The organism is Polynucleobacter sp. HIN5, assembly GCF_030297555.1.
Taxonomy (GTDB): domain Bacteria; phylum Pseudomonadota; class Gammaproteobacteria; order Burkholderiales; family Burkholderiaceae; genus Polynucleobacter.
Genome location: NZ_AP028136.1, coordinates 285,823 through 309,589 on the forward strand (window position 1 = coordinate 285,823; position 23,767 = coordinate 309,589).

The 23,767-nt window shown below is 36.4% G+C and carries 21 protein-coding genes and 1 pseudogene; 18 read left to right on the top strand and 4 right to left on the bottom strand.

All coding sequences use genetic code 11. The features are described 5' to 3' along the window. Positions 1–2: 2 nt before the first annotated feature. From galE to QUE61_RS01590, 6 genes are read left to right on the top strand one after another with little or no spacing between them, the layout of a single operon-like run. On the top strand, positions 3–1,010 hold the full coding sequence (gene galE, locus QUE61_RS01565; protein ID WP_286307210.1) for a UDP-glucose 4-epimerase GalE: 1,008 nt from the start codon (positions 3–5) through the stop codon (positions 1,008–1,010). A 54-nt stretch (positions 1,011–1,064) separates the two neighbouring features. Next, positions 1,065–2,357, top strand: a complete 1,293-nt coding sequence (locus QUE61_RS01570; protein WP_286307211.1) for a flippase — start codon at positions 1,065–1,067, stop codon at positions 2,355–2,357. Continuing rightward, positions 2,354–3,598, top strand: coding sequence for a glycosyltransferase (locus QUE61_RS01575; RefSeq protein WP_286307212.1), 1,245 nt, complete (start codon positions 2,354–2,356; stop codon positions 3,596–3,598). Before QUE61_RS01570 ends, QUE61_RS01575 begins: the two co-directional genes overlap by 4 nt. Further along, entirely contained in the window at positions 3,599–4,744 is a 1,146-nt protein-coding gene (locus QUE61_RS01580) for a glycosyltransferase family 9 protein (RefSeq protein WP_286307213.1), read from the top strand. It abuts the gene before it with no gap. After that, positions 4,741–5,790, top strand: coding sequence for a glycosyltransferase family 9 protein (locus QUE61_RS01585; RefSeq protein WP_286307214.1), 1,050 nt, complete (start codon positions 4,741–4,743; stop codon positions 5,788–5,790). The genes QUE61_RS01580 and QUE61_RS01585 overlap by 4 nt, the downstream gene beginning before the upstream one ends. Beyond that, a complete protein-coding gene (locus QUE61_RS01590) occupies positions 5,777–6,889 on the top strand; it encodes a glycosyltransferase family 9 protein (RefSeq protein WP_286307215.1) in 1,113 nt (370 codons plus the stop codon). The genes QUE61_RS01585 and QUE61_RS01590 overlap by 14 nt, the downstream gene beginning before the upstream one ends. Positions 6,890–6,925: 36 nt before the next feature. On the opposite strand, the gene QUE61_RS01595 is transcribed toward QUE61_RS01590, so the two are convergent. From QUE61_RS01595 to QUE61_RS01605, 4 genes and pseudogenes are all read right to left on the bottom strand, one after another. Then, positions 6,926–7,270 carry a hypothetical protein gene (locus QUE61_RS01595; protein WP_286307216.1) on the bottom strand — a complete coding sequence of 115 codons (345 nt, stop codon included), beginning with the start codon at positions 7,268–7,270 and terminating at the stop codon, positions 6,926–6,928. Between the two features lie 81 nt (positions 7,271–7,351). Then, positions 7,352–7,756 (bottom strand): annotated as a pseudogene (locus QUE61_RS09515) (glycosyltransferase); the annotation flags it as partial. Positions 7,757–7,786: 30 nt separating this feature from the next. Then, on the bottom strand, positions 7,787–9,118 hold the full coding sequence (locus QUE61_RS01600; RefSeq protein ID WP_286307217.1) for an undecaprenyl-phosphate glucose phosphotransferase: 1,332 nt from the start codon (positions 9,116–9,118) through the stop codon (positions 7,787–7,789). 45 nt (positions 9,119–9,163) lie between these two features. Then, the gene (locus QUE61_RS01605) at positions 9,164–10,258 is read right to left on the bottom strand and encodes an EpsG family protein (protein ID WP_286307218.1); all 1,095 of its coding nucleotides are present in this window, start codon (positions 10,256–10,258) and stop codon (positions 9,164–9,166) included. Between the two features lie 114 nt (positions 10,259–10,372). Here QUE61_RS01605 and QUE61_RS01610 point away from each other — a divergent pair, with 114 nt between their 5' ends. The 12 genes from QUE61_RS01610 (at position 10,373) to QUE61_RS01665 (ending at position 23,753) form a co-directional block, all read left to right on the top strand. After that, complete coding sequence (locus QUE61_RS01610) at positions 10,373–11,263, top strand: Wzz/FepE/Etk N-terminal domain-containing protein (protein ID WP_286307219.1); 891 nt, start codon at positions 10,373–10,375, stop codon at positions 11,261–11,263. Between the two features lie 240 nt (positions 11,264–11,503). Then, on the top strand, positions 11,504–12,445 hold the full coding sequence (locus tag QUE61_RS01615) for a UDP-glucuronic acid decarboxylase family protein (protein ID WP_286307220.1): 942 nt from the start codon (positions 11,504–11,506) through the stop codon (positions 12,443–12,445). 462 nt (positions 12,446–12,907) lie between these two features. Continuing rightward, entirely contained in the window at positions 12,908–14,032 is a 1,125-nt protein-coding gene (locus QUE61_RS01620) for a glycosyltransferase family 4 protein (protein ID WP_286307221.1), read from the top strand. After that, positions 14,025–15,053, top strand: a complete 1,029-nt coding sequence (locus tag QUE61_RS01625; RefSeq protein ID WP_286307222.1) for an SDR family NAD(P)-dependent oxidoreductase — start codon at positions 14,025–14,027, stop codon at positions 15,051–15,053. Before QUE61_RS01620 ends, QUE61_RS01625 begins: the two co-directional genes overlap by 8 nt. Further along, complete coding sequence (locus QUE61_RS01630) at positions 15,053–16,255, top strand: glycosyltransferase family 4 protein (protein WP_286307223.1); 1,203 nt, start codon at positions 15,053–15,055, stop codon at positions 16,253–16,255. Before QUE61_RS01625 ends, QUE61_RS01630 begins: the two co-directional genes overlap by 1 nt. Continuing rightward, positions 16,245–17,174, top strand: coding sequence for a glycosyltransferase family 2 protein (locus QUE61_RS01635; protein WP_286307224.1), 930 nt, complete (start codon positions 16,245–16,247; stop codon positions 17,172–17,174). The genes QUE61_RS01630 and QUE61_RS01635 overlap by 11 nt, the downstream gene beginning before the upstream one ends. Continuing rightward, positions 17,161–18,111, top strand: a complete 951-nt coding sequence (locus QUE61_RS01640; protein WP_286307225.1) for a class I SAM-dependent methyltransferase — start codon at positions 17,161–17,163, stop codon at positions 18,109–18,111. Before QUE61_RS01635 ends, QUE61_RS01640 begins: the two co-directional genes overlap by 14 nt. Positions 18,112–18,118: 7 nt before the next feature. Further along, the gene (locus tag QUE61_RS01645; RefSeq protein ID WP_286307226.1) at positions 18,119–19,291 is read left to right on the top strand and encodes a glycosyltransferase; all 1,173 of its coding nucleotides are present in this window, start codon (positions 18,119–18,121) and stop codon (positions 19,289–19,291) included. After that, entirely contained in the window at positions 19,292–20,719 is a 1,428-nt protein-coding gene (locus QUE61_RS01650; protein ID WP_286307227.1) for an MATE family efflux transporter, read from the top strand. A 347-nt stretch (positions 20,720–21,066) separates the two neighbouring features. Further along, a complete protein-coding gene (locus tag QUE61_RS01655) occupies positions 21,067–21,912 on the top strand; it encodes an O-antigen ligase family protein (RefSeq protein WP_286307228.1) in 846 nt (281 codons plus the stop codon). 20 nt (positions 21,913–21,932) lie between these two features. Further along, positions 21,933–22,559, top strand: a complete 627-nt coding sequence (locus QUE61_RS01660) for a class I SAM-dependent methyltransferase (protein ID WP_286307229.1) — start codon at positions 21,933–21,935, stop codon at positions 22,557–22,559. 18 nt (positions 22,560–22,577) lie between these two features. Further along, positions 22,578–23,753, top strand: coding sequence for a glycosyltransferase (locus tag QUE61_RS01665; RefSeq protein WP_286307230.1), 1,176 nt, complete (start codon positions 22,578–22,580; stop codon positions 23,751–23,753). The last annotated feature ends 14 nt before the right edge of the window (positions 23,754–23,767 follow it).

The window sequence follows — 23,767 nt, forward strand, 5'->3', positions numbered from 1 at the left end:
CAATGAATATTCTCTTAACTGGTGGTTTAGGATTTATTGGCAGTCACACCGCGACCGTGTTGGCAGATTATGGCCATCATGTAGTGATCATTGATAATTTATATAATAGTCAAAAAGAAACGCTAAACAGCCTAAGGAGTATTACGGGCAAAGTTCTGCCGTTTTACGAGGGCGATGTCCGGGATTTGCCTTTACTCAAACGAATTCTAAAAGAGGAGCAGATCGAGTGCGTGATTCATTTTGCTGGGCTTAAATCCGTTGCCCAGTCGCAGACAAACCCCTTAGAATATTTTGATAATAATGTGGGGGGGTCGATTGCATTACTTGAGGCCATGCAGGCGATCAATATCAAAAAGTTAATCTTTAGCTCAAGCGCTACCGTTTATGGCGCACCACAGTATTTGCCCTATGATGAAGCGCATCCCTTGCAACCCATCAATGTATACGGCAGAACCAAATTGCAAGTTGAGGAAATTTTGCAGGACCTATCACAATCTGATGATGCATGGTCGATCGTTTGCTTGCGCTACTTCAATCCAATTGGCGCTCATAACTGCGGCTTGATTGGAGAGCGACCCCAAGGTATTCCGAATAATTTAATGCCATATTTATGCCAAGTGGCAAGTGGGCAATTACCGCACCTCAACATCTTTGGTGATGATTACGATACCAAAGATGGAACAGGCGAGCGCGACTATATCCATGTGATGGATTTAGCGGAGGGGCATGCTGCCGCACTCGCGTTAATGAACCGGCAAACAGGGTTTGAGGCGATTAATTTAGGTACTGGAAATCCAGTGAGTGTGTATGAATTAGTTCATGCATTTGAACGCTCAATTCAGAGAACTATCCCAAGAATTGTTCAAAAGCGACGCAGTGGCGATTTACCAATTTATTACGCAAAAGTGGATAAGGCCTCAAGGCTCTTAAATTGGAGAGCTCAACGGGATTTGCAGGCAATGTGCGATAGTTCGTGGAAGTATGAGCAGAAAATTCGAGCAGTACTGTAAACGTATTTTCGATGAGTCAAGAAATCCACAACAAATATACTGCATATCCACTATATGCATAAGCGTCTCCTACAAAGCTCGTTTTTCTTATTAGCTGATCGTGGCTTTCGCCTAGTTATTAGCTTTGTACTGGGTGTGTGGATTGCTCGTTTTTATGGCCCTGAAGAATTTGGACAGCTTAATTATGTGTTAGCCACAGCCAGTATTTTTGGTAGCTTATCGTCCATGGGCTTGGATGATATTGTTCCGCGGGATATGGCGGCTTTTAAGCAAAAAGGAATATCACGTGACGATATTGAAAAAACAGCGTTTATTCTGAGACTCATTGGCGGAACCGCCGCCTATCTCTTGGTGCTTGGCCTTATTTTTTATGAGTCTGGGGCATCGCGCCTATTTCTCATCGCTTGTTTGCTGGCCCTATACCTTCCGATTCAGGCGGGTGATGTGTATGAATATCGTTTGCGTGTGGAGGATGAATTTTCAAAAATTGCCTTGAGTAGAAGCATGGCCGCGATACTCGCCAATTTACTTAAAGCCGTAGTGTTGGTATTCACTTTACCGATTGGCTACATTGCTGCTGCGATGACCAGTGAATTTTTGATGACCACGACTTTTTTTAAATTGATTTTGAAGAAAAAAGGCTTTTTATCCGGCTCCTTTCGGATTGAATATGCAAAGAGTGCCTTACTGCGGTCATGGAAGATGATTTTTGCTGGACTTCTGATTACGTTTCAAGTGCGCGTCGAGTTTTTCTTAATCAAGGAATTCTTGGGTTGGGATGATGTTGGGCAGTATGCTGCGGCACTAAAAATTTATGAAATTATTGATGTGGTGTGCGTGATTTTGGTTACCGTTCTAATGCCAAAGTTAGCATCCATCATGAATTCAGCCAATGAAATGGCTTATCGAAGACGCACCTATTTAATTGGCTTTTCGATATATGGCTTACTTATACCGGTGATGATTCTTTTGGTGATTATTTTTCCTTATTTGTATGGGCCTGACTATGCAGCAGCAGCAGCCGTCCTCCCTTGGTTAATGTTGAGGCCACTTTTTGGAATGCTGGGCTCTATCCGGAATATGTTTATCGTATTAGAAGGGAATTATTGGTACCCGGCTTTATCATCAGCCTGTAGTCTTTTGGTAAGCGCATTGACTGGTTATCTTTTAATTCCCACGTATGGACTGTATGGCGCCATAGGGTCCAGTATGTTGGGCTTATTCACATTAACGGTACTCACCGATTTAGTGTTTTATCGAAAAAACTCATTTGCGATTGCTACGTGTTTTTATGAGTTCGCTTACTTCAAAAACTTGATTTTGCAGGGTCGCCGAGATCAGCCATGAAGGTTTTACTCTACTGGCACGATATTTATTTACCCTATTCGGACTATTTAATCCGAGGTTTTGCAGCGCACTCAGGAATTAGTCAAATTTGCATTGTGGGGCCGCAAAATTATGAGGCCGATGCAATCTACTCTGGAATGATCAATGAAGAGGAGTTTTCAGAAAAAATCCTGTTTGAGCGGATTGAGACGTATTCATTGAGAAAGAAATGGGGCCCGATTTCAGAATTCAAGAGATGCATTCAGGGATTTAAACCGGATTGCATTATTGTTCTTGATGAAGCGTTTTCCATTAATGTCCTAAATGCTGGGATTGCAAATTTTTTGTCCAAAAATAAGGCAACGGTTCTTTTCTATGGGTTTGAAAATATCAAACAAACCCCACCATTTCAATTTCTTGCCAGCAACTTCTCTTTAACGAATATAGTCGTATTTTTGCGAAAAACATTTCGCTATTTATTAATTGATGCCTTATTGCAGCCAATTCGTTCGCGTTTAGTCGATGGCGGCTTAGTCTGTTATTACGAAAGCGCGGACGTGGTGTATCAGTTTGGCTGGGCTCCAAAAATCCAGATTAGTTGGTGGGGTTTAGATCTCAAGCCATTTTGGGCATTGAGTGGCGCCGGCTCCCATCGACTTGATTCTAAAAATCATGGCGCTCATGAATTCCCAAAAACGATTGGATATGTAGGCCGATTTGTTGCCGAAAAGGGCGTTTTGGATCTTTTGGACACACTTACTTTATTGGGCGATCAATATTCTCTAGTGTTGGTGGGAGGAGGACCCCTAGAAGCTAAGTTAGAAGAGCGTATTGAAGAGCTATCGCTAGACGATAGAGTAAAGCTCATTCCTCCAAAATCACGAACTGAACTAGCTGAGCTTTATGTCAGCTTTGATCTTTTGGTTTTACCGTCGAAGACCGATTATTTTTGGAAGGAGCAGTATGGAAGGGTGTTGGTTGAAGCGATGGCTTGTGGAATCCCGGTGGTTGGTAGTCGCTCAGGGGCAATCCCGATTGTGATTGATGATGCATCCCGGTGTTTTGCTGAAGGTGATATTGAGCAAATGGCAAAGACCATTGAGGCAACCATCCACTCGTTTTACTCTGGGGATTTCACCCAAAAGCGCGATGAACTTATTGAGCGATCAAAATTAGGTAATACCAATCAGTTTGTTGATGGTTTTATTCAATTGCATCAAGCGCTAACATCGTCTCAAGGTAAGAAGGGTGATTTACGTTAAATGATGTTTTTCCTTCCCTACAATCGCCGCAATCCCTTGGCTCTAATTCAGCTGCTGTTAAAGGATTTATATTATTGGCTTTATGCAATTCTTTTTAGAAGAAAAATTACTCTCCCGAAAAAATTAACACGTATTTTATTAGTTAATCCTGCGCATTTAGGGGATGTCGTCATTAGCACAGCTCTCTTGAGGAATGTAAAGCGGCAATTTCCGGAGTGTGAGGTTGATTTTTTAGTAGGAGACTGGGCTGCTCCGATTGTGACTGGGCATCCGGGTATTGGACGGTCCTACTTTATTAATCATTGGCAGGCTAACCGTAGCAATGAAACGAATCAAAATAAACAAAAAAAATATCAGCAGCAAGTCCAACAAGTCATTGGCGAACTTAGCAGTCACTCATATGACACCATATTCTTTTTAAACTCATACGAGCCATCCTTTATTTCATTATTTAGACAATTCCAATGCCCGTTAATTGGGTTGGCAAGCGCTGGTGGCGGACCTCTTTTGAGTTATATGGGTGAGGGCCAAGCAATCCACGAGGTACAAATCCAAGCCAGTTTATTTGTGCCGTGGCTTGGAGTGGTAAAGAATGTCTATCAATATCGTCCTTGGCTCAAACCCCCGCTCGCTACCGAAGCCTTAATGGATCAATTGGGATTGATGAAGCCTTATGTGGTTATTCATCCTGGTTCAGGTAATCCTGCTAAAGAATGGCCCATTGAGAATTGGATGGAAGTTGTTGAGCATCTCAGAGAAATAGGTTGGAATATTGTGATTACCGGACATGGCGATCGCGAAAAGAAACAAGCGGATTTATTAAAACGAAATCGATGTACCAATTTAGTCGGGCAACTAAATTTTGATGAATTTACTGGGGTGATCGCAGGGGCTAGTGTTGTTTTATGCGTCGATTCTGTTGCAGGACATATCGCATCTGCTTATGATAAGGATGTTGTAATTATCGGTAATGGCCTAAGTAAAATTCAGAGGTGGCAACCCCTGGGAAAGAATAGTCACTTACTTGTCAAACCAATGCCGTGCTCCCCTTGTCACAGTCGCCCCTGCTCTGAGAGGCCTTGCATCACTAGCGTGACGCCGCAAATGCTCATTAATCACCTGCCGCAAAAATGGGTTGAACAATGAAACGAGCGACCATCATTAAGCTTGGCGCCATTGGGGATGTGATTCAGGCTGCTGCTGCAGTAAGCCAATACAAAGATCAAAATCCAAGCTTGGCAGTCGACTGGGTGGTTGGACAGCAGCTCGAATCCTTGCTAATGAGCATGAAAGTGGCCGATCAGATCGTCGCAATTGATGATCACGCTATTTTGCATGGCAATTTTTTTGTGCGTTTGAAGTCTTTAATGAAGGCTCTTCGTCAAATTCATAGACAAATTACCCGTTGCAATCAGGTTTTCATTGCACATAGCCATTGGCAATACAGTATTTTTGCAATCCCGCTCCTACTTAGGAGCCCAACTCTTATATTTGGCAGAATTTGGCAATTTTTTCCACAATTACATAACTTTCGCGTAAGTGAATATTTTCATTTTTTATCCAAAAAGTCATTATCTGGCAAACAAGGCAACTTGGCATTGCAAACCCTTGGTAGCAATATCTTAAGTGCGAACGAAAGTTTTAAGTTTAAGATCGACCCTGATAAAAAATACATTGCGCTTGTACCAGGGGGTAGTAAAAATATGATGCGTGATGATTTTTTACGCCGCTGGCCTGTTGAAAATTATGCGCAGCTTGCAGTTCAACTGATTGCAGCAGGCTATGCAGTGGTCTTGGTGGGTTCTAAAGATGACACCTGGGTTAGACCCCATTTTTTTAGTATTCAAACTGAAGATTTAATCGGCAAGACAAGTATTCAAGATGTGGTCGAAATTTTTTCGAAGATGAATCTAGTCATCAGCCATGATACTGGGCCACTCCATTTAGCCTCAATGACCAACACCCCTCTAATAGCAATCTTTGGTCCAACCCCGGCTTCTGCTGTAATCTCCGAAGAAAGAAAATCCTTAGCGGTAATGAAGGCTACTAAAGATGTTGGGTGCGCCCCCTGTTATGACGGGGTTGGATATGCAAAGTGCGATGATCCAATTTGCATGCGCTCAACCACTGTCGATGAAATTTTTCGAAAAGCAAAAATGCTGCTCGCTGAGGATTGCCTTGGAGCGAAATAATCAGCTTCTTAAAAGCCTCGACTTTTGGGTGGGGACTCCACTTCTCTATTGCTTATCACTTTTCAAGAGAAGGTCAGTAAAGAGGACTTATGAAATTAAGGCTATAGGTATCTTTGCGTTTGCAGCAATTGGAGACTCCATCTTATCCTCTTGCATACTAGATCCTTTGCGAAAGCAATACCCCGAAACGAAAATTATTATTTTTGCTTCTAAGGCAAATGCTGGTATTTACTCGATTCTTTCTGGATATGATGAGATGGTGATCTTGCCGGTGACCAAACCACTCATGGTATTTAAGGTATTAAAAAAATACTACTTAGATATATTGATTGATACCTCGCAGTGGACAAAATTAAGCGCTATTTATAGTGTACTTATTCAAGCAAATATCAAAATTGGTTTTAAAACGAAAGGGCAATATCGTCATTTTGGGTATGACCTTGTTGTTCCTCACTCAAACAAAGTTCATGAATTGAAGAACTTTCAAGCTCTATTAAAACCTTTGGGCATCGCTTTTCAAGGATCACCATCATTGAAGATGGAACAGATCGAGACTCAAAATCTGGCGTCCATTGGCATAGAAACGAATCGACCATATATTATTTTTCATCCTTGGGCGAGCGGTACGCGATCAAACCAACGTGAGTGGCCAGTCGATTTTTGGGTGGAATTGGCAAAAAATCTAATAGCAAAAGATCATAATATTTTGATTTCTGGATCCTCACATAATCTTGCAGATAGTCAAAGACTTGCAAGAGCGATTGGTTTTGAAAACCAAACAGTGATCCTTGCGGGTAAGCTGTTGTTTTCTCAACTCGCCAAGGTAATTTTGGAGGCAAAAGTAGTCATTTCCGTAAATACTGGAATTGCTCATTTGGCTGATCATTTAAAGGTTCCAACGATTGTGCTGAATGGACCAACCAATTCGGCCCGCTGGGGCGTAGTCAATGAGCGTTCATTAAATATTGACGTCCCCCAAGAAAACGGCGGCGGATTTTTAAACCTAGGATTTGAATATTCCCATCATTGTCCATACATCATGAATCAAATTTCGGTACAGCAGGTTCAATCAAAAATTGATGAGATGCTCGGAAATTAAGCCAGGTCAATATGAATAACTAGAATTTTTCTAGTTTTACAAAACAATCGGTCTATTTTTGGATTTACCGTAGGCGGGTGAAGTGAAGTAGCGCGACCAGGAGCCTGGCATTTCTGGAATGGCATGACCGTTGTAATCGATTCCTGCCTGATTAAGTTGTAAATTCGGGTTTTCCAAGAGTGTTTTACGAATTACGCGTGTGAGCATGCCAGTAGCGGTAAAGCTTAAGATCGCATCCTTCGGATTTTCAAAGGTTTTACCCCTAAAGTAGGGGTAAAAGTTACAAATCTCATCAATCATCATCGCGGTGATGGGGTGATTTTTTGCAAACGCAAAAGACCATTGCATGGCAAGTTTTGTTGGATGTTGGATTCTCTCCATAATAAGTTCCTCAGGCATGAGGATGCAATTATTTTGCTCATAGGAAATTAAGCAATCTGAATCTGGCTTCAGAAGCATTTTTAATGGAATTGCACAGCCTTTATTGATATCAAAATAAAAGCCACCGCGTTCATGGAGTATGCAAACTCTGAAAATATCCGCTTTTGAGGGCCCAAATTGAGAATTTTGATAAATTTGAAATATTGGATGATTACCCCAAAATTCCTCCATGTACGCATCAATTTTTTGGGCATCAAATAGGTAAAAATTAAGCTCCGGATTTAATGTTCGAAAGTGAATGATATGTTTGTAAAGTGTTTTACCAAATTGGCGATTTACCCAAGTTTGGTACACATTTGGAGGAAGGTGGGCATGCTCAAATGGCTGGATTGCGATTTGATCATCCAGGAATTGATAGGGCTTTTCAAGAACGAGTTGAATTTGCCTAACTGATTTTTTTAGTTGAGGGATGAATTGATTAAACATCTCAATAAATGTGCGCGTGAATTTGCCTGATTATGAAGCGATTTTCTTTGATAAAAAAGGCTCAATAGCAGTCAAGAGAATGATTTTGAGATCGAGCAACAAAGACCAGTTTTCAATATAGTACAGATCATATTCAATCCGTTTATGGAGGTCAGTGTCGCCGCGAAGCCCATGAATCTGAGCCCACCCAGTAATTCCAGCTTTCACCAAATGTTTTTTCGCATAATTTGGGATTTGTCTTGCAAACTCATCAATAAATTCAACCCGCTCGGGTCGTGGCCCTACAATCGACATTTGCCCCAAAAGCACATTAATAAACTGAGGCAATTCATCCAAATTCATACGCCGCATCCATCTGGAGAAAGGATGTACTGTTTTGGACTCTGAATTTCCCCATCGCACACCACTTTTCTCAACATCGACTGGCATCGAGCGAAACTTCAGCATCTTAAATGGCCGACCATTTAGACCCACCCGTTCTTGCTTATAAAGTACAGGGCCAGGAGAGGTGAGCTTTACCGCTATGGCTAAAAATAAGAGTAATGGACTCAATAGAATCAAAATTAAAAAGGAAAGGATGAAGTCTTCTAAATTCTTAATGAGTAGTGCTTGACCAGAAAAGGGCGAGGCATTCACATTGAGCATATTGACACCTAAAATCTCGGTCGATCCATGATTGATCAAGCGAAATGTGAAAAGATCAGGCGCATACTTAATACTAGCGGAACTAAATCGCAATTGATCTATTAGGAGAGGAAGTTTTGCAGACTCGCTAATTGGAAGGGCGATCCAGATCTCATCTAATAATTGCCCCGATAGTGATTCTATTGAAGAGTTGTCGTCACTCTGAGAAACGGTACAGATTAATTCATATTCGGGATTGAAAGTTTGGTTGATTTGGTCAGCTAACTGGGTCGCCACTACCCCGCTACCAATGATTGCCACCTTTTTTTTATTGGCAGCAAGTCCATGAAGTTTGGAAAAAATAATATCAACTATTAGATTGCCTGAGATTAAGAAAAACCATGCCAGTGCCGACCAAAGGACCAACCAAATTCGAGATAATAGATTTCCACTTTGAGTAAAAACAATCACAAACAAAACGATTAAGAACAAAGTAAGCCAGAGCTTACTAACTCGTAGTATTTGTTGTGTTGGAGATAATGAGAATTTTTCGCTAAAAGCTTGCGATGAAATTAATAAATAAACAACACAAGCACCAAGTATGAATATTTCATATGATTCATTGGGTATGGGACTGTTCCAAAAACGAATTTGTAAAGCGATAAATCCTGTAGCGTAGATAATTCCAGTATCAACGATTCGATGAATGAATGAATTGGAGGAGACTGATCTTCGCATAAGACTTTAAGAGAGAGCGACCAAAACTAAATTTTCTAATAATTTTTAGCCAATGATCCAATTATGAAGAAATTCCATACGGATATAAAGCAAAATTGCTATTAGCAAAGTAATCCCCTGTGTAATCCGAGGGCCACGAAGATTACCAGCTAGAAAAACTAAAGGCGCTGCATAAAAATCAAATAAGCGAGTTTGGATTGCATGAATTGGTGCGAAGAACCAAGCAAGGAATATCGCTAATAAAATACTTGCAAAGGCCAACTGATCCCTGTTCTTCTCTTCTGTAGTTGAATCATTGATCAGTAAAATAAAAATTACATATCCAATAATTAGTAGATGTGCTAACGGAAAGTTGATTTGATTATCAAATAAACCTTGTCGATATTGGTCCCAATAGGGGGCAGATTCATTTTTACTAAGGGGCAATAGTTGCTCAAAAGATGGCGTCCATTCTAAATAGATAAATATAACTAGTAATGTGATTACTATGATTCCTATATATTTATATCTCGAGATTTGATTAAATAAAATGAGACCAATAGAAAAAATACCTTGTGAGTGAAAAAAATAATTACTTAGCAAAAGGGTAGATCCTAAAAATTGCTTTGAACGTACTAAAAAATAAAAAGCCATAAAAAAAACAGTTAGCGCAAGACCGGCCCGTAGAAGGGTAAAATCATAATATAAGTAACTGAGAGGTATAAATAAAGTTAGTGCCAGTAATTTATGACGGCATAGTCGATCAATAATGAGTAATTGGATAAAAGTACAAATGCCACTTAGCACTAGAATCGCACGTTCAGCTGGCATCGCTGATTTCAGTAAAGCTACAAATAGATACCAGCCCCAATCACGTGAACCTTGAATCAGCTGGATACATTCTACAATTGAGCAAATATTCTTGGAGATTTCTAAATAATGTAAGTCATCTCGGGATAGTCCAATTGGACGTATGGCGCTAAATATTACCAATATAAGAGCAAAAAACCAGTAAAGTTGGCTTTCTATTTTCGTATTAGGTTTGTGATAAAAAATCAAACTAAATATGACTAGGGCGCTAAAAAAACAAAGCCCCCCTAAAGAGTATTCTCCTATCAAGCCGATTTCAATGTATGAAGGATTACTTTGAGCTTGGGACATTTGATTTTTAAAATTAAATTTTTTGAAAGCTATTATTCAAAAATATATACTGTTAGAGTTAAAGTGCTATATGATAAACGTACAATCATAACTAATATATTTTTTTGAGGCTTAATGACTAATTTTCATCAAAATACAGAAAATCTAAACTCACAAAACCTTGATGCTGGCGCGCATGAAATTTCTTTAATCCATTTGTTGATATTTTTTAAATCTGCATACAAGACTATCGTTGGGTGCTCTCTACTTGGTATTGTAGGTTCGGCCCTTTTTCTCTTGGTGACCCCTAAGCAGTACGAGGCGAGCGCTCAAATCAAGATGGCGCAGATTGCAAATATCAACAACAATAACAATAACCTTAACCCCCTGGGCATTAATATCGAGGAGCCTCAGGCGCTCATCAGCCGGATGGCCCTTCCGACCTCCTACCCTAAGGAGACCATCGCGCTCTGTGGCTTATCTGACACAAAAAACGCCGAAGTCGCGCTTGTGAGTAAAGTGAAGCTCACTATCACCAAAGGTGTGAGCGGGAGCGTAGACCTAAAGATCCGTGATGTCTCTAAGGATACTGCCAAAGCGTGCGCAAACGCGGTCTACGAACTCATCAAGACCTCTCAGTCCGGGCTCATCTCGCCCTATATTGACGAGGCTGTGAAAAAATTGAATACTGAGCAGGAGCGCCTAAACCGCGCTACCCAAATAATCGCCAAGGCCGATAAGTCAGGCGCAGCCGTGAGCGCTGCCTACCTTGCCACCCGCGATGAAATCCGCTACTTGCTTGATCAAATCTCGAACATGCAAAACATCATCACCGGCAACGAAAGCCGCGCGGCTCATCTCACGGCCCCGATTTACCTGAAAGAAGAGCCGGTATTCCCTCAAAACCGCAATAGCCTCTTGGTCGGTCTACTGCTCGGGGGCTTTCTGGGGCTGGCTTTGTTCCTAGTGCGCAAGTGGTACATATCCAATCGCGCAGCCCTTAAACATCAAATGTTAACGTACTAGAGTTTGCGCCCCGGGGCACCTGTACTCGGGCACTGGAAAATTGGTCAATGTAGGTTATGTCTTGATCACGTTTGTTGCTGGTTTAGTCTCATTTGTGGTTTCTCTAACACTTATATTGGTTGAGGTTGTATTTGCCTATCGCTCAACGAGTTGGGATATGCCTGCGCAAGAACTATCTCAAAAGCCTAAAAGGTCCTAGGAATAAAATTCGCAGTAATCTAAAATTTCTGAAAGATATCTATGACAATTAATCAAAACAAAATCCTCATCACCGGTGGAGCTGGCTTTTTAGGCTCTCATCTGACTGAACGCTTGGTTCGGGAGGGTAATGATGTTTTGGTAGTGGATAACTTTTTTACTGGCAACAAACAGAACCTTGCGCACTTGATGGGTAATCCTAATTTGGAGATCATGCGCCATGATGTGACCTTTCCTTTGTATGTCGAGGTCAATCAGATCTATAACTTGGCGTGTCCCGCCTCTCCAGTGCATTACCAATACGATCCCGTGCAAACGACTAAAACCAGTGTGCACGGTGCGATTAATATGCTAGGTCTCGCTAAGCGGACGCGCGCCCGTATTTTGCAAGCCTCTACGAGTGAGGTATATGGTGATCCAGAGGTGCATCCTCAACCCGAGGGCTATTGGGGCAGAGTCAATCCGATTGGCATTCGGTCCTGTTATGACGAGGGTAAGCGCTGTGCTGAAACCCTATTTTTTGACTACTTTCGTCAACACCAAACCGATATCAAAGTGGTACGTATCTTCAACACCTATGGCCCAAGGATGCATCCCAATGATGGTCGGGTCGTGAGCAACTTTGTCGTGCAGGCCTTGCAAGGTAAAGACATCACGATTTATGGAGACGGTTCTCAGACCCGAAGTTTTTGCTATGTCGATGACCTAATCGACGCCATGGTCAGAATGATGAACTCAGAGAAGGGTTTTACTGGCCCCGTTAATATTGGCAACCCCGGAGAGTTCACCATGCTCGAGCTTGCCGAGATGGTTCTCAAGCTTTCTGGCAGTAAATCCAAGATTATTCATCAACCATTGCCATCGGATGATCCGAAGCAGCGTCAGCCCAATATTGATTTAGCTAAAGCCAAATTAGGGTGGGAGCCCAGGGTATCCCTTGAGGATGGCCTGAAAGAAACGATTGCTTATTTTAAAAATTTATAAAATTAGATTAAAATTTACTCATTAAGGAAATTAGAGTTTACTAATTAGTTATAATCAAAAAAAACCTTAATTTGTAATGATTATTGGCATCAATCTTTTTGAACATATCTCTAAATTGAAACCAAGCGATAATCTCTCATAAGTTCTAAGATGTTATCATCACGAGTGATTTATTGATAGGTGTTTCGAATGCCACCCCCCCCTTTTTTTTATTCGCATCCATTTTACAGACTTTACTAATGAACTAACATTTACTTAGGTATAGGTAAATCTATTAATGGGAATTATTGAGTCTAATTCGGGAGTGTTTCATGAGTAATCAGCTATGATTCATGATCCTCTATTTTATTAAAATAAATCTTGTGGAAAATTATTAGAGATTATTTTATATGATGTTTTTGGCTGAAACATGACTATCAAATAAAATATAACGCTAATATTTTTTTCGGATACAAAGAAATTATGAATAATAGCGTTCTGTTCTTTCGTGATTTTCATGAAGATAAAAGAATCAGCATGGAAAATTATGCCAATAATCTGATATCTGCAATGCATGAGAATTGCCCAGACATCAATATTTCAGAAGTTAGGCCAACCTTACACTCAATAAAATTCATACCAAAAAATATCTTTAATTTACAGATGAGAGTAGCAAGGTATTTGCTCTATCCTCTTGTGGCATTGTCTAACAAGAAAAATAAAGTTTTCCATATTTTGGATCATGGATATGCTCATCTAATTCTAGTCCTTGGAAAAAAAAGAACTGTCATTACAGTGCACGACATAATACCGTTACTTGCTGGTAGGGGAATTATTGCTGGCGTTGTAAATAAAAGAAGGAGTTGGTTGTTTGAACTAACCGCATATTTTTTTAAATATGCGAAACATATCATAGCTATAAGTGAAAGCACCAGAAATGATTTAATTAAATATTGTGGATGTGATCCTAAGAAAATTACCGTTATTTATTATGGTTTAGGAAGAGAATTTCGTGTCTTTTCAGAAGAGGAAAAAATAACTGCCAGAAAGAATTTTGGCTTTCAAAAAGATGGAAAATTTATTTTGATCACAGGCCATCAGTTTTATAAAAATCATGCAACTGCAATAAAAATTTTTGATGAACTAGCAGAAATTTTCCCAAATTTATTTTTAGTAAAAAGCGGAGAAAACACCGAGGATTGGAAGAGACATACTGAGGCAAGCAATTATAAAGATCGCATATTTAATGTCTTTTTAAAGCCTAGTGATATGCCGGCGTTGTACAATTCTGTGGATTGTTTATTATTTCCTTCATTGTACGAGGGTTTCGGTTGGCCGCCCGTAGAGGCAATGGCATGTGGAACCCCAGTTGTGTCGTCAAATACAAGTTCCTTGCCTGAGGCAGTGGGTTCATCTGGGTTGATGGCTGATCCGGACGACATATCTGCTTTTACGAAACACATTAAAAAGTTATTATTAGAAAAACCATATCATGATTCACAGATTGAAAGAGGATTACAACATTCTCAAAAATTTCATTGGGAAATCAATGCTAAAAAAACTAGAATTGTCTATCAAAAAATTTTAAAGGAAGGTCGAAATGAATAGAAAAATATTAATTACTGGGGGGGCTGGATTTATAGGAGCTAATTGCGCTAAATTTTTTTTCGAAAATGATTGGGATGTACTAATAGTAGATAACCTGTCACGAAAAGGTGGAGCTATAAACTTAGAATGGTTAAAAAATAATATTAAATTAAAGTTTTTCCAAGCTGATATTCGTGATTATGATTTGATGAAAGAAATTATAAAAACAGAGACTCCAGACGTTATTATTCACTTGGCTGCACAGGTGGCAGTAACTACCTCAGTGTTAAATCCATTCGAAGATTTCGATATTAATGCGAGAGGAACATTTAATATTCTCGAAGCTCTACGATTGACATCTCCTAATACGATTTTCATTAATGCTTCAACAAACAAAGTTTACGGAAAACTCGAAGCCCTGAATGTGATCGAACGGAATAATAGATATGAATATTGTGATTCACCTAACGGCATTGATGAGAAATTTCCATTAGAGTTTTATTCACCATATGGTTGCTCAAAAGGCTCTGCCGATCAGTACACTTTAGATTACGCCAGAATTTTTGGGATAAAGTCAACAACATTCAGACAATCTTGCATTTATGGCGAAAGACAGTTTGGGGTTGAGGATCAAGGATGGGTCGCATGGTTTGCTATTGCAGCAGCACTCGATAAAGAGATCACAATTTATGGTGATGGAATGCAGATAAGGGATGTCTTATCGGTAAAGGATTTAGCTAAAGCATATCTTGCAGCTATCGATAATATAGATAAGGCTGTTGGGCAAGCGTTTAATATTGGTGGAGGTCCTGAAAATACTCTATCACTCATTGAGCTAATAGATTTATTAGAAAAGAAGAATCAAAAAAAGATACCTTTACATTGGGACGACTGGAGACCAGGTGATCAGCAAGTTTTTGTTTGCGATGTAAATAAGGCTAAGAAGTTATTGAAATGGGTCCCTACTGTTACAGTTAAAGAGGGAGTTGGAGAATTAGTTGACTGGGTACAGAGAAACAAAACACTATTTAGCGGTTTGTAATGGTTACAAAGATTGCATACTTTGTTTCACACCCCATACAGTATCAAGCCCCACTATTATCAAAAATATCTACTGATCCATCAATTGATTTGACAGTATATTTTTCGAGTGATTGTTCGCTTCAGGGCTATGTTGATCAAGGTTTTGGAAGGATTATAAAATGGGATATGCCACTAACTAATGGATATTCATTTAAATTTCTACCTTCGATAGGAGGCAACAAAAAAATAACATTTTGGAGTCCATTTTCTCATGGAATTTATAAAATTCTACGTACTGAAAATTACGATTTTGTGTGGATACATGGATATGCCCGATTTTTAAATTTGCGCATTATTTTGATTGCAAAATTATTAGGTATAAAAGTAATGATAAGAGATGAGGCAACAGCAATCAGCGCAAAAAGGGGAAAGATTAAAAAAGCCTTAAAAAAAATATTCTTTTATTTTTTAAAAAAAAATGTAGATGGTTTTTTAGCAATTGGAACAATGAATTCTGATTACTACTACGCCCATGGGATACCAATTGAGAAAGTGTTTATGGTTCCTTACGCTGTAGATAATAATTTTTTCCAACAGAAATGGAAATTAAATGAAAAAAATATTAACTTAATTAAAAAAAATTTAGGCCTTAATCCTAACCGTAAGATTATTTTATTTTCCAGTAAGTTAATAAAAAGAAAAAGACCTTGCGACCTATTAAGTGCTTATATTGAATTAATCAATACTGAATCCGATTCAAGGCCTTACTTAATTTTTGTTGGGGATGGCGAATTAGCATCGGAATTAAAGTCTAAAGTGAAATTAAAAGGACTCGAAAACGATGTAATATTTTTTGGATTTATTAACCAGAGTCGTCTTCCTGATTTTTATTCAATTTGTGACGTCTTCGTGCTCCCTTCAGAGTTTGAGCCATGGGGATTAGTTATTAATGAAGCGATGAATTTTTGTAAACCAATTATTGCTACCAGTGATGTTGGTGCTACAAAAGATTTGATTGAACAGGGTGTGAATGGATATACTTACAAAGTTGGAGATACTGCTGCTCTAAAAAATCACTTAAAGACAATTCTATCAAATGAAGAATTAAGAGTTTACTTAGGGCAGAATGGCATAAAAAAAATTGAGAAATGGAATTATGAGAGTGATTTATTTGGACTAAAACAAGCTATAAATAAATTAAGTAAAAAAAATGCTTATTAGTGTTGTGATTCCAACATACAATGAGGAACAAGATATTGGTAAAACATTAAGCTCATTGTTGATGCAAGATTATAAAAATTTTGAAATACTGGTTGTTGATGATTCAACAGACTCCACTCGTGTAATTGTTGAAAGCTTTCAGGATTCAAGAATAAAATTTTTACATCCAGGGGGTGGTGGTAGATGCGAAGCAAGAAATTACGGAATAAAAATATCTAATGGTGAAATTATTTGCATACTAAATGCTGATGTACAGCCAAGACGTGATTTTTTCAGCAGAATAATTCATCATTATCAGATGGGTGCAGATTATGTCCTAGTGAACTCCAGGGTATCGAATCAAAATGCTCTTTTGGCTAGATTTGTTGGATCAAAAGGGGATTTTTTGTATAACATTAATACTCACCCTGACAAGATTGAATGGACAGAGGGTTTCAGTGCCAAAAGGAAAGTAATATTGAAAACCAAGCTTTTCCCAACAGGATATGTGATGCCAATTTGCGCTGGTGAAGATGGTTTTTTTGGTAAGAGCCTAAAAGAAATAGGCGCTAAAAAAGTAATTGATTTTTCAATAGCCGTTGATCATATAGCCCCTGCAAAATTATATGAATACTGGCACATTAGGAAAGGACGTGGAGTCGGATCAATTCAATGTAAGAGATTTTTAGAAAAAGATAGTTTTATTAAAATCATTAATATAGCTTTATTAAAAACTATCAAATCTCTGTTTGAAATATGCTTAGTATTCCCTATGCTAATTAGTTGCATTAATATTTCTCGATTTTCATCAAGAGGCTATAGGGACGCATTAATATTTACTTATCCATACATTATAGAAAAATGTGCATTTCATTATGGAGAGTGGATAACAATTTTCGAGATAAAAAAACGGGAAGCCAAAATAAATGCAAGAAGATGATAAGACTCCATTAGATTGGGATTTGCCAGTTGAGAGTCTTTTTGAGAGGATATTTAAAAAACCAATTCGTTCTTTAATTTATCCACTGTATCTTAATATCAGAAGCGAAATTCTCAAAAAAAAATATGGTGGATTAATACCCAATTCCCTTAAGATAAATCTTTTTATTTATGGTACTAGGGGCTTGGAGTACCAAATATTAAGAAAACTTCTAAATAGGTATTCTCCGTTGAAAAATAAATCAATTTTGATTGCTGGATGCGGAACTGGTCGCGATATTCCTAGTTGGCTAAAATATTCACCTGAAAAGCTATTTTGTATCGATTTTTATTCCTATAAAAGATCCTGGGATACAATACTTAACTACTATAAGAGCAATAATACTAAGATTCATTTTATGCAGCAGGATCTAGAGCATATGGAGAATATCCCCAGTGATAGTCTAGATATCATCGGTTCTGATGCTGTATTTGAGCATTTGGCAAATCTTTCTGCAGTTTTATCAGAATGTTACAGAATATTAAAGCCAGATGGAATATTGTATGCAAATTTTGGTCCTCTATGGAGAACTTGGTCTGGGGACCATATATCAGGATTTGATGGATTAGGATCAGGTTTTAATCATTTGCTGCTTAATGAAGAAAATTACAAGGAATACATAAAATTATTTGGAGACTATACACACAATGAGCATGATGGAAGAACATGGATCTATAGCAATATGTTTAGCTATCTTGTTGCAGAGGAATATATTGAAAAGCTGGAAGAGCAAGGCTTCCAGCAATTGCACCTCAGCTGTTCAATTGATCCCGGTACTATAAAATTCTTAAAAAAATATCCAATCAAAACACGTCTCCTACTGAGTAAATACAAAAAATCAGATCTACTTATAGCTGGTTTAACAATAATTTATAAAAAACCATCTCTTAAGGTATAAAAAAATAATGAAAATTATTTTGTCATCACTGGTGGCAGGTCATATGCATGCTCTCGCCAAATTTCTTTATAAAAAAGATTTATTAGCAAGAATGATTTCCAGTTACCCTTCATGGAAATTAAATAAACAAAAAATGCCTGTTGAATCAAAAATAATATATTCATTTCCATGGTTTGTCACGCCATACATGTTCTTGCATAGAATAAATATGCTTCCAGCTTTTTTAGAAAAAAATTTAAGCAGAGGCTCCCATTTTTTTCATGATAATTACGCAAAAAGAAATTTAATTAATGCAGATATTTTTCATGGACTAAGTTGCCATAATTTACAGGCAGGTAGGCAGGCAAAAAGGATGGGAATGAGGTACGTTTGTGATCATGGCTCATCCCACATAGTATTTCAGAAAGAAATTATCGAAGAAGAGTGCAATTTGATGGGGGTAAAAAATATTAGTGGTGGTTTAACTGATGAAAGGGTAATAGAAACTGAACAATTAGAGTATCTCGAATCGGACCATATTTTTGTGGCTTCAAGTTTTTCTAAGGACACATTTATTAAAAAAGGGTTTTCAAGTAAAAAAATATCGGTAATACCTTATGGCGTGGATTTATCTGAATTTTATCCTGCAACCAAAGAAATTGATAAAAAATTCCGAGTTATATACTTGGGTGCTTTATCAATAAGAAAAGGTATACATTATCTTGTTGAAGCTTTTAAATCTGCAAATATTAAAAATAGTGAATTAATTTTAATTGGAAAAAAATGCATAGAAACTGATAAGCTAATTTCAAATAAAAATTTTGATAAACGAATAAAACTTACCGGAATATTATCAAGAAATCAAATACTAAAATTATTGTCAATGTCAAGTGTATTTGTACTACCATCAATTGAGGATGGTTATGGATTAGTATTATTAGAAGCAATGGCATGTGGTTTACCGGTTATTGCTACAGTTAATACAGGTGGACCAGATTGCATTGTCGATGGTGTTAATGGATTTAACGTTCCTATTAGGTCTTCAATAAGTATTAAAGAGAAATTAATATACTTGTATGAAAACCCAGAAGAAAGAAAATGGATGGCAGAAAATGCTTTAGCAAGCGTTTCAAAAGCTAATGGATGGAATGAATATGGGGAGAAAGTATTAGATGTTTATCGTAGAATTTTAGTTAAATAAATGTACAAAAAATTTGTAACAGGTGGTCTTGCAGGAGTGTTATCACAATTAATAAACCTTGCATCTAGAGTAATATTACCACCAATTTTTATTGAAAATTGGGGTACAAATACTTATGGCGACTGGTTAGTCCTAACATCTTTTGTATCATACTTGGCCCTATCTGACATTGGTGCACAACTTTATATCGTTAATAAGTTAACGATGCATCAATCAGTTGGAAATGAGAAAGCATATAAAGAAGAGCTAAAGTCCGGGATTATTTTTTTTACCCTTTTACCCTTAATTGCTTTTGCTGTCCTGATAGCATTCTTATATTTAACAGTTGAATCAAATAATTTATTTCACAGAATAAATAGCGATACAAATTTTTTTGCAGTAATATTTATTCTAGGTTTAAGTTACGTAATTTCTTTACCATTAGGTATTATTTTAGGCATTTATAGATCAAAGGGATTTATATCTAAAAGTATAATGCTCTCTAATATCGCAGCAATATCTCAGTTAATAATAACAATATACGCATTAAAAAATAACATTGAGATGATTGGCGTTGCCGTGTGTACAGTGCTACCAAATTTATTTATTTTTTTCTATGCAATTTTAAACTTAAATAAAAATTATCCATATCTTGAAATTTACAAACTTGAAAAGCCAAATATAGAAATTATTAAAAAATCAATCAAGCCGAGCTTGCATTTTTTTAACATTCAAATATCGCAAGCGTTAAATATTCAAGGAATACTACTTGTAGTGGGTTTGATATTGGGATCAAGCCAAGTAGTAATATTTTCTGTTATGAGAACAGTAGTAAATTCTGCTAGACAAATATTAAGTTTAATTATAAATACTTGCTGGCATGAACTTACTTACTTATATTCGACAAAAAAATATGAAGAACTGAAAACACTATTTCAACTAATATATGAGATCACGTTATTTTTAACATTATTAATTAGTGGATTATTAATAATATACGGCGAAAAAATATTTATCCTATGGCTAGGATCTGATTTTATTTACGATCCATCATTAATGGATTTATTTTTAATATATATTGTTCAATTTATTCTATGGACTACGGCAGGGAACCTTTTAATGTCCATCAATTTACACAAAAAATACTCAAAGCTAATGTTTATCTCATCTCTTTTAAGTATTCTTTGCGCATTCTTAGGAGGAAACTTATATGGGTTGAAAGGTGTTATCATTGGTATGATAATCGTGGATATTATATTACCTATTTGGCTTGTTCCATTATATGTAGTAAATAATTTTCCAAATTTATCTATTAATTTTTTTATAAAAAACTTTACTATCGCTTCCATCTCAATAGCATTAATGATAATTACTCCAAAATTAATAATTTTAATTATAATTATTAATTTATTAATATTAATAATCAACACAAAAAATAGATATTTGTGATATTTAAGCTGAATTTATTTGTTATTTTTCTATTTTATTATATATTTTCCATATTTGGTGGGAATCTAATAATTGAAGAAACAAAACGTGCAATTCTTTTTTTTACATTACTTACACTTCTGCTTTTAATAAATTTTATAAATTTAAAAATTCCAATTACAATTTTTACTGTTAAATTTTTCTTTAAGAATTTGTCGTTTTTTCTTTATGCATTAATAGTTGGTATTATTTCCTCTATACTAAATCTATTGAATTTATACGATGTCTTAAAAATTACTCTGCAATATTTATTAATTCTTCTTTATGGCTTAAGTTTTTATCATATTTGTTTGCAATATAAAACATATATGCATGAATTTTTCACATATTTATTAAATTTTTCATTATTAGTAATAATTCCATCGTTTATATTATACTTTGTGGATATTTATTTTTACCCTGATACTTCATTTACCGTAACAGCGTTTCACTTAAAAAATATTTTTGGATTGCCTGTTTTAGAAGGAATATTTAATCCTGTAAATACTATTTTTTTTGCAGCACTTGTTTTATTTACTATCATTACAAAACCAAATCTTAAGTTTGGTTTGTATTACTTATTCCTTATAGCGATTTCCTTTGCCACTATATTTTTATCAACGAAAAGATCGGGATTGCTTTACCTTTTTGAATTATTGCTTTTTGTTTTTTTTATTCAAAATAATAAAAAACATATATATATATTTACTTTACTAGTAATTATTTTAATTTTTATTTTTTCAGTCAATTTTGATTTTTTAATTTTAGGAGGATCTTTAGAAAATAGTTTTTTTGATTCAAGAAATCATATTTTTATTTCATTGACTGACATGTTTTACGAATCACCACTATTCGGATTTGGTTTGGGATATCACAATTTTGGATATCATAAATATTCACAATTTTCTTCTACTGATTCTACCTATGTTTCATTTTTAATTGATACTGGTGTTTTTGGTTTTATTTTTTTTATTATGTGGGTTTTCAGATTTTTATATACAACCTTTAAATTATCTATTAAAACTTCTGATTATCGATTTATTGCTATATTAATTCTGTATTTTTCATGCGCTCTCTTTAGTGATATTATGAATAACCCATCTTCTGGTTTTATTTTGTTTATGGCTTTTTTTAGTTTTACAACAGCTTTTTCATTTTTAAATTCTAGTAAATAGTTATTTTTAAGATTTATATTATGCAAAATATTATTGCTGTACATTATGGTTGTGGTTGGTGTGCCCCTTCGAATTGGCATAATTTTGACGCATCACCAACACTTCGTTTTGAGAAAATTCCATTTATAGGTAGATTTTCAAATAAGAATGCTAATAAATTTCCTCAGAATGTTAAATATGGTGACATTTGTTTTGGTTTGCCTTTTCCTGATAATTCATGTGATTATGTATATTGCTCTCACGTACTTGAGCACTTATCGTTGATGGATTTTAGAAAAGCGATTTCTAACACTCATAGTCTCCTGAAAAAAAATGGTGTTTTTCGTTTAGTTGTGCCTGATCTTGCTTTTTTAGTTAATGAGTATATTTCTGACAAATCTGCCGATTCTTCAATCAAATTTCTTCAAAATTCCTATTTGGGACGTGTAAGAAGAAATCGCGGCTTGAAAAATTTTGTATTTGATTATTTTGGCAATAGCAATCATTTGTGGATGTGGGATTACCCTTCCTTAGCTGAGGAGCTTAAGAAGGTTGGATTTAGTTATGTCAGAAGAGCTTTTTTCAATGACTCTGTCCATAATATTTTTGATTCAGTGGAAGAATTTTCTCGTTGGGATAATGCTCTGGGTATTGAATGCATTAAATAATTTTTCTATTCGGCGCACATGAAAATACTTGTTTTGGCTGTAAATATTTCACAATCTTCGGGTGGTGGTAAAACTGGTACTCTCAATATTTGTAAAGCGCTCTTAAGTAAGGGCCATGAAGTTTGTTTGTATACAACCAAGCATTCCGATAAAAATGAATTTTCCAATCGCTCTAAAATTGTAGAAGATTATGAAGGAGTCCCTACAAAATTTTTCAATTCACAATTTGCTTTAATAGGCAATATTTTTTCTTTTGATTTATGTCTTAGTTTATTTCGTGATATTAGACATTACGATCTAGTACTTGTTCAGAGTTTGTACCAGCTGTCATCAACTGCAGCAGCTTTTATTGCAAGATTGTATAAGGTCCCTTACATTATCAGGCCACACGGTACGTTAGATCCCGTTCTTTTTTTTCGTAGATATTCACTCTTGAAAAAGTTCTGGTTAGAACTTTTTGAAAAAAGAAATTTTAGGTTTGCTAAAGCAATTCAGTACTCATCTTTTTCGGAAATGCTTATGACCTCTTCATTTATTCCGAACTTAGCACCTGGTATTGTTATTACAGAGGGGATCCCGGTTGAAAACATTCCTAACTCAGATTCTTTAACTTATTTTCATAATAAATACCCCCATTTATCAGATAAACGAATTTTGCTTTTCTTGGGAAGACTTCATCAAAAGAAAGGTATCGAATTAGCTATTGAAGCATTTCTTGAATTATCACAACAGGTCAAGAATGTTCACTTTGTAATTATTGGGCCTGGGTGTTCTGATTATGTTCAACATCTTAAGGTTATGGTTCATTCCAAAGGGCTCCAGGAAAGTATTTCATTTTTGGGTCCAGTTTCAGAAAGAATGAAGTTTTCAGCCCTAATGACTGCTGATATATTCGTTTTGCCTTCTTACGGAGAAAATTTTGGAATTGCAGTTATTGAGGCTTTAGCCTGTGGATTGCCTGTACTTATATCTGATAAGGTAGCCATTTCCCCAGAGTTACAAAAGTATGGGGTTGCAGTGGTTACAGAATGTTGCGCTAGTCAAATATCAGAAGCATTATTTACAATGCTTAATGACGAGAGTTTAAAAAAAACCATTTCCTCCCTAGGGCCTAAGATTGTTTCTAAGTATTACTCGCTTCAAGCAATGTCCGAACAAATAGATCATGCTTATCGTAAAACTTTACTTAATTAATAATAGGAAAATCC

What these genes read in the sequence shown, in the direction of transcription:
- QUE61_RS01610 (WP_286307219.1), top strand. Translation starts at nt 10,373, where the DNA reads ATGACTAATTTTCATCAAAATACAGAAAATCTAAACTCACAAAACCTT.
- QUE61_RS01620 (WP_286307221.1), top strand. Translation starts at nt 12,908, where the DNA reads ATGAATAATAGCGTTCTGTTCTTTCGTGATTTTCATGAAGATAAAAGA.
- QUE61_RS01625 (WP_286307222.1), top strand. Translation starts at nt 14,025, where the DNA reads ATGAATAGAAAAATATTAATTACTGGGGGGGCTGGATTTATAGGAGCT.
- QUE61_RS01595 (WP_286307216.1), bottom strand. Translation starts at nt 7,270, where the DNA reads ATGGAGAGAATCCAACATCCAACAAAACTTGCCATGCAATGGTCTTTT.
- QUE61_RS01600 (WP_286307217.1), bottom strand. Translation starts at nt 9,118, where the DNA reads ATGCGAAGATCAGTCTCCTCCAATTCATTCATTCATCGAATCGTTGAT.
- galE (WP_286307210.1), top strand. Translation starts at nt 3, where the DNA reads ATGAATATTCTCTTAACTGGTGGTTTAGGATTTATTGGCAGTCACACC.
- QUE61_RS01570 (WP_286307211.1), top strand. Translation starts at nt 1,065, where the DNA reads ATGCATAAGCGTCTCCTACAAAGCTCGTTTTTCTTATTAGCTGATCGT.
- QUE61_RS01575 (WP_286307212.1), top strand. Translation starts at nt 2,354, where the DNA reads ATGAAGGTTTTACTCTACTGGCACGATATTTATTTACCCTATTCGGAC.
- QUE61_RS01660 (WP_286307229.1), top strand. Translation starts at nt 21,933, where the DNA reads ATGCAAAATATTATTGCTGTACATTATGGTTGTGGTTGGTGTGCCCCT.
- QUE61_RS01580 (WP_286307213.1), top strand. Translation starts at nt 3,599, where the DNA reads ATGATGTTTTTCCTTCCCTACAATCGCCGCAATCCCTTGGCTCTAATT.
- QUE61_RS01640 (WP_286307225.1), top strand. Translation starts at nt 17,161, where the DNA reads ATGCAAGAAGATGATAAGACTCCATTAGATTGGGATTTGCCAGTTGAG.
- QUE61_RS01635 (WP_286307224.1), top strand. Translation starts at nt 16,245, where the DNA reads ATGCTTATTAGTGTTGTGATTCCAACATACAATGAGGAACAAGATATT.
- QUE61_RS01645 (WP_286307226.1), top strand. Translation starts at nt 18,119, where the DNA reads ATGAAAATTATTTTGTCATCACTGGTGGCAGGTCATATGCATGCTCTC.
- QUE61_RS01615 (WP_286307220.1), top strand. Translation starts at nt 11,504, where the DNA reads ATGACAATTAATCAAAACAAAATCCTCATCACCGGTGGAGCTGGCTTT.
- QUE61_RS01630 (WP_286307223.1), top strand. Translation starts at nt 15,053, where the DNA reads ATGGTTACAAAGATTGCATACTTTGTTTCACACCCCATACAGTATCAA.
- QUE61_RS01665 (WP_286307230.1), top strand. Translation starts at nt 22,578, where the DNA reads ATGAAAATACTTGTTTTGGCTGTAAATATTTCACAATCTTCGGGTGGT.
- QUE61_RS01655 (WP_286307228.1), top strand. Translation starts at nt 21,067, where the DNA reads ATGCATGAATTTTTCACATATTTATTAAATTTTTCATTATTAGTAATA.
- QUE61_RS01605 (WP_286307218.1), bottom strand. Translation starts at nt 10,258, where the DNA reads ATGTCCCAAGCTCAAAGTAATCCTTCATACATTGAAATCGGCTTGATA.
- QUE61_RS01650 (WP_286307227.1), top strand. Translation starts at nt 19,292, where the DNA reads ATGTACAAAAAATTTGTAACAGGTGGTCTTGCAGGAGTGTTATCACAA.
- QUE61_RS01585 (WP_286307214.1), top strand. Translation starts at nt 4,741, where the DNA reads ATGAAACGAGCGACCATCATTAAGCTTGGCGCCATTGGGGATGTGATT.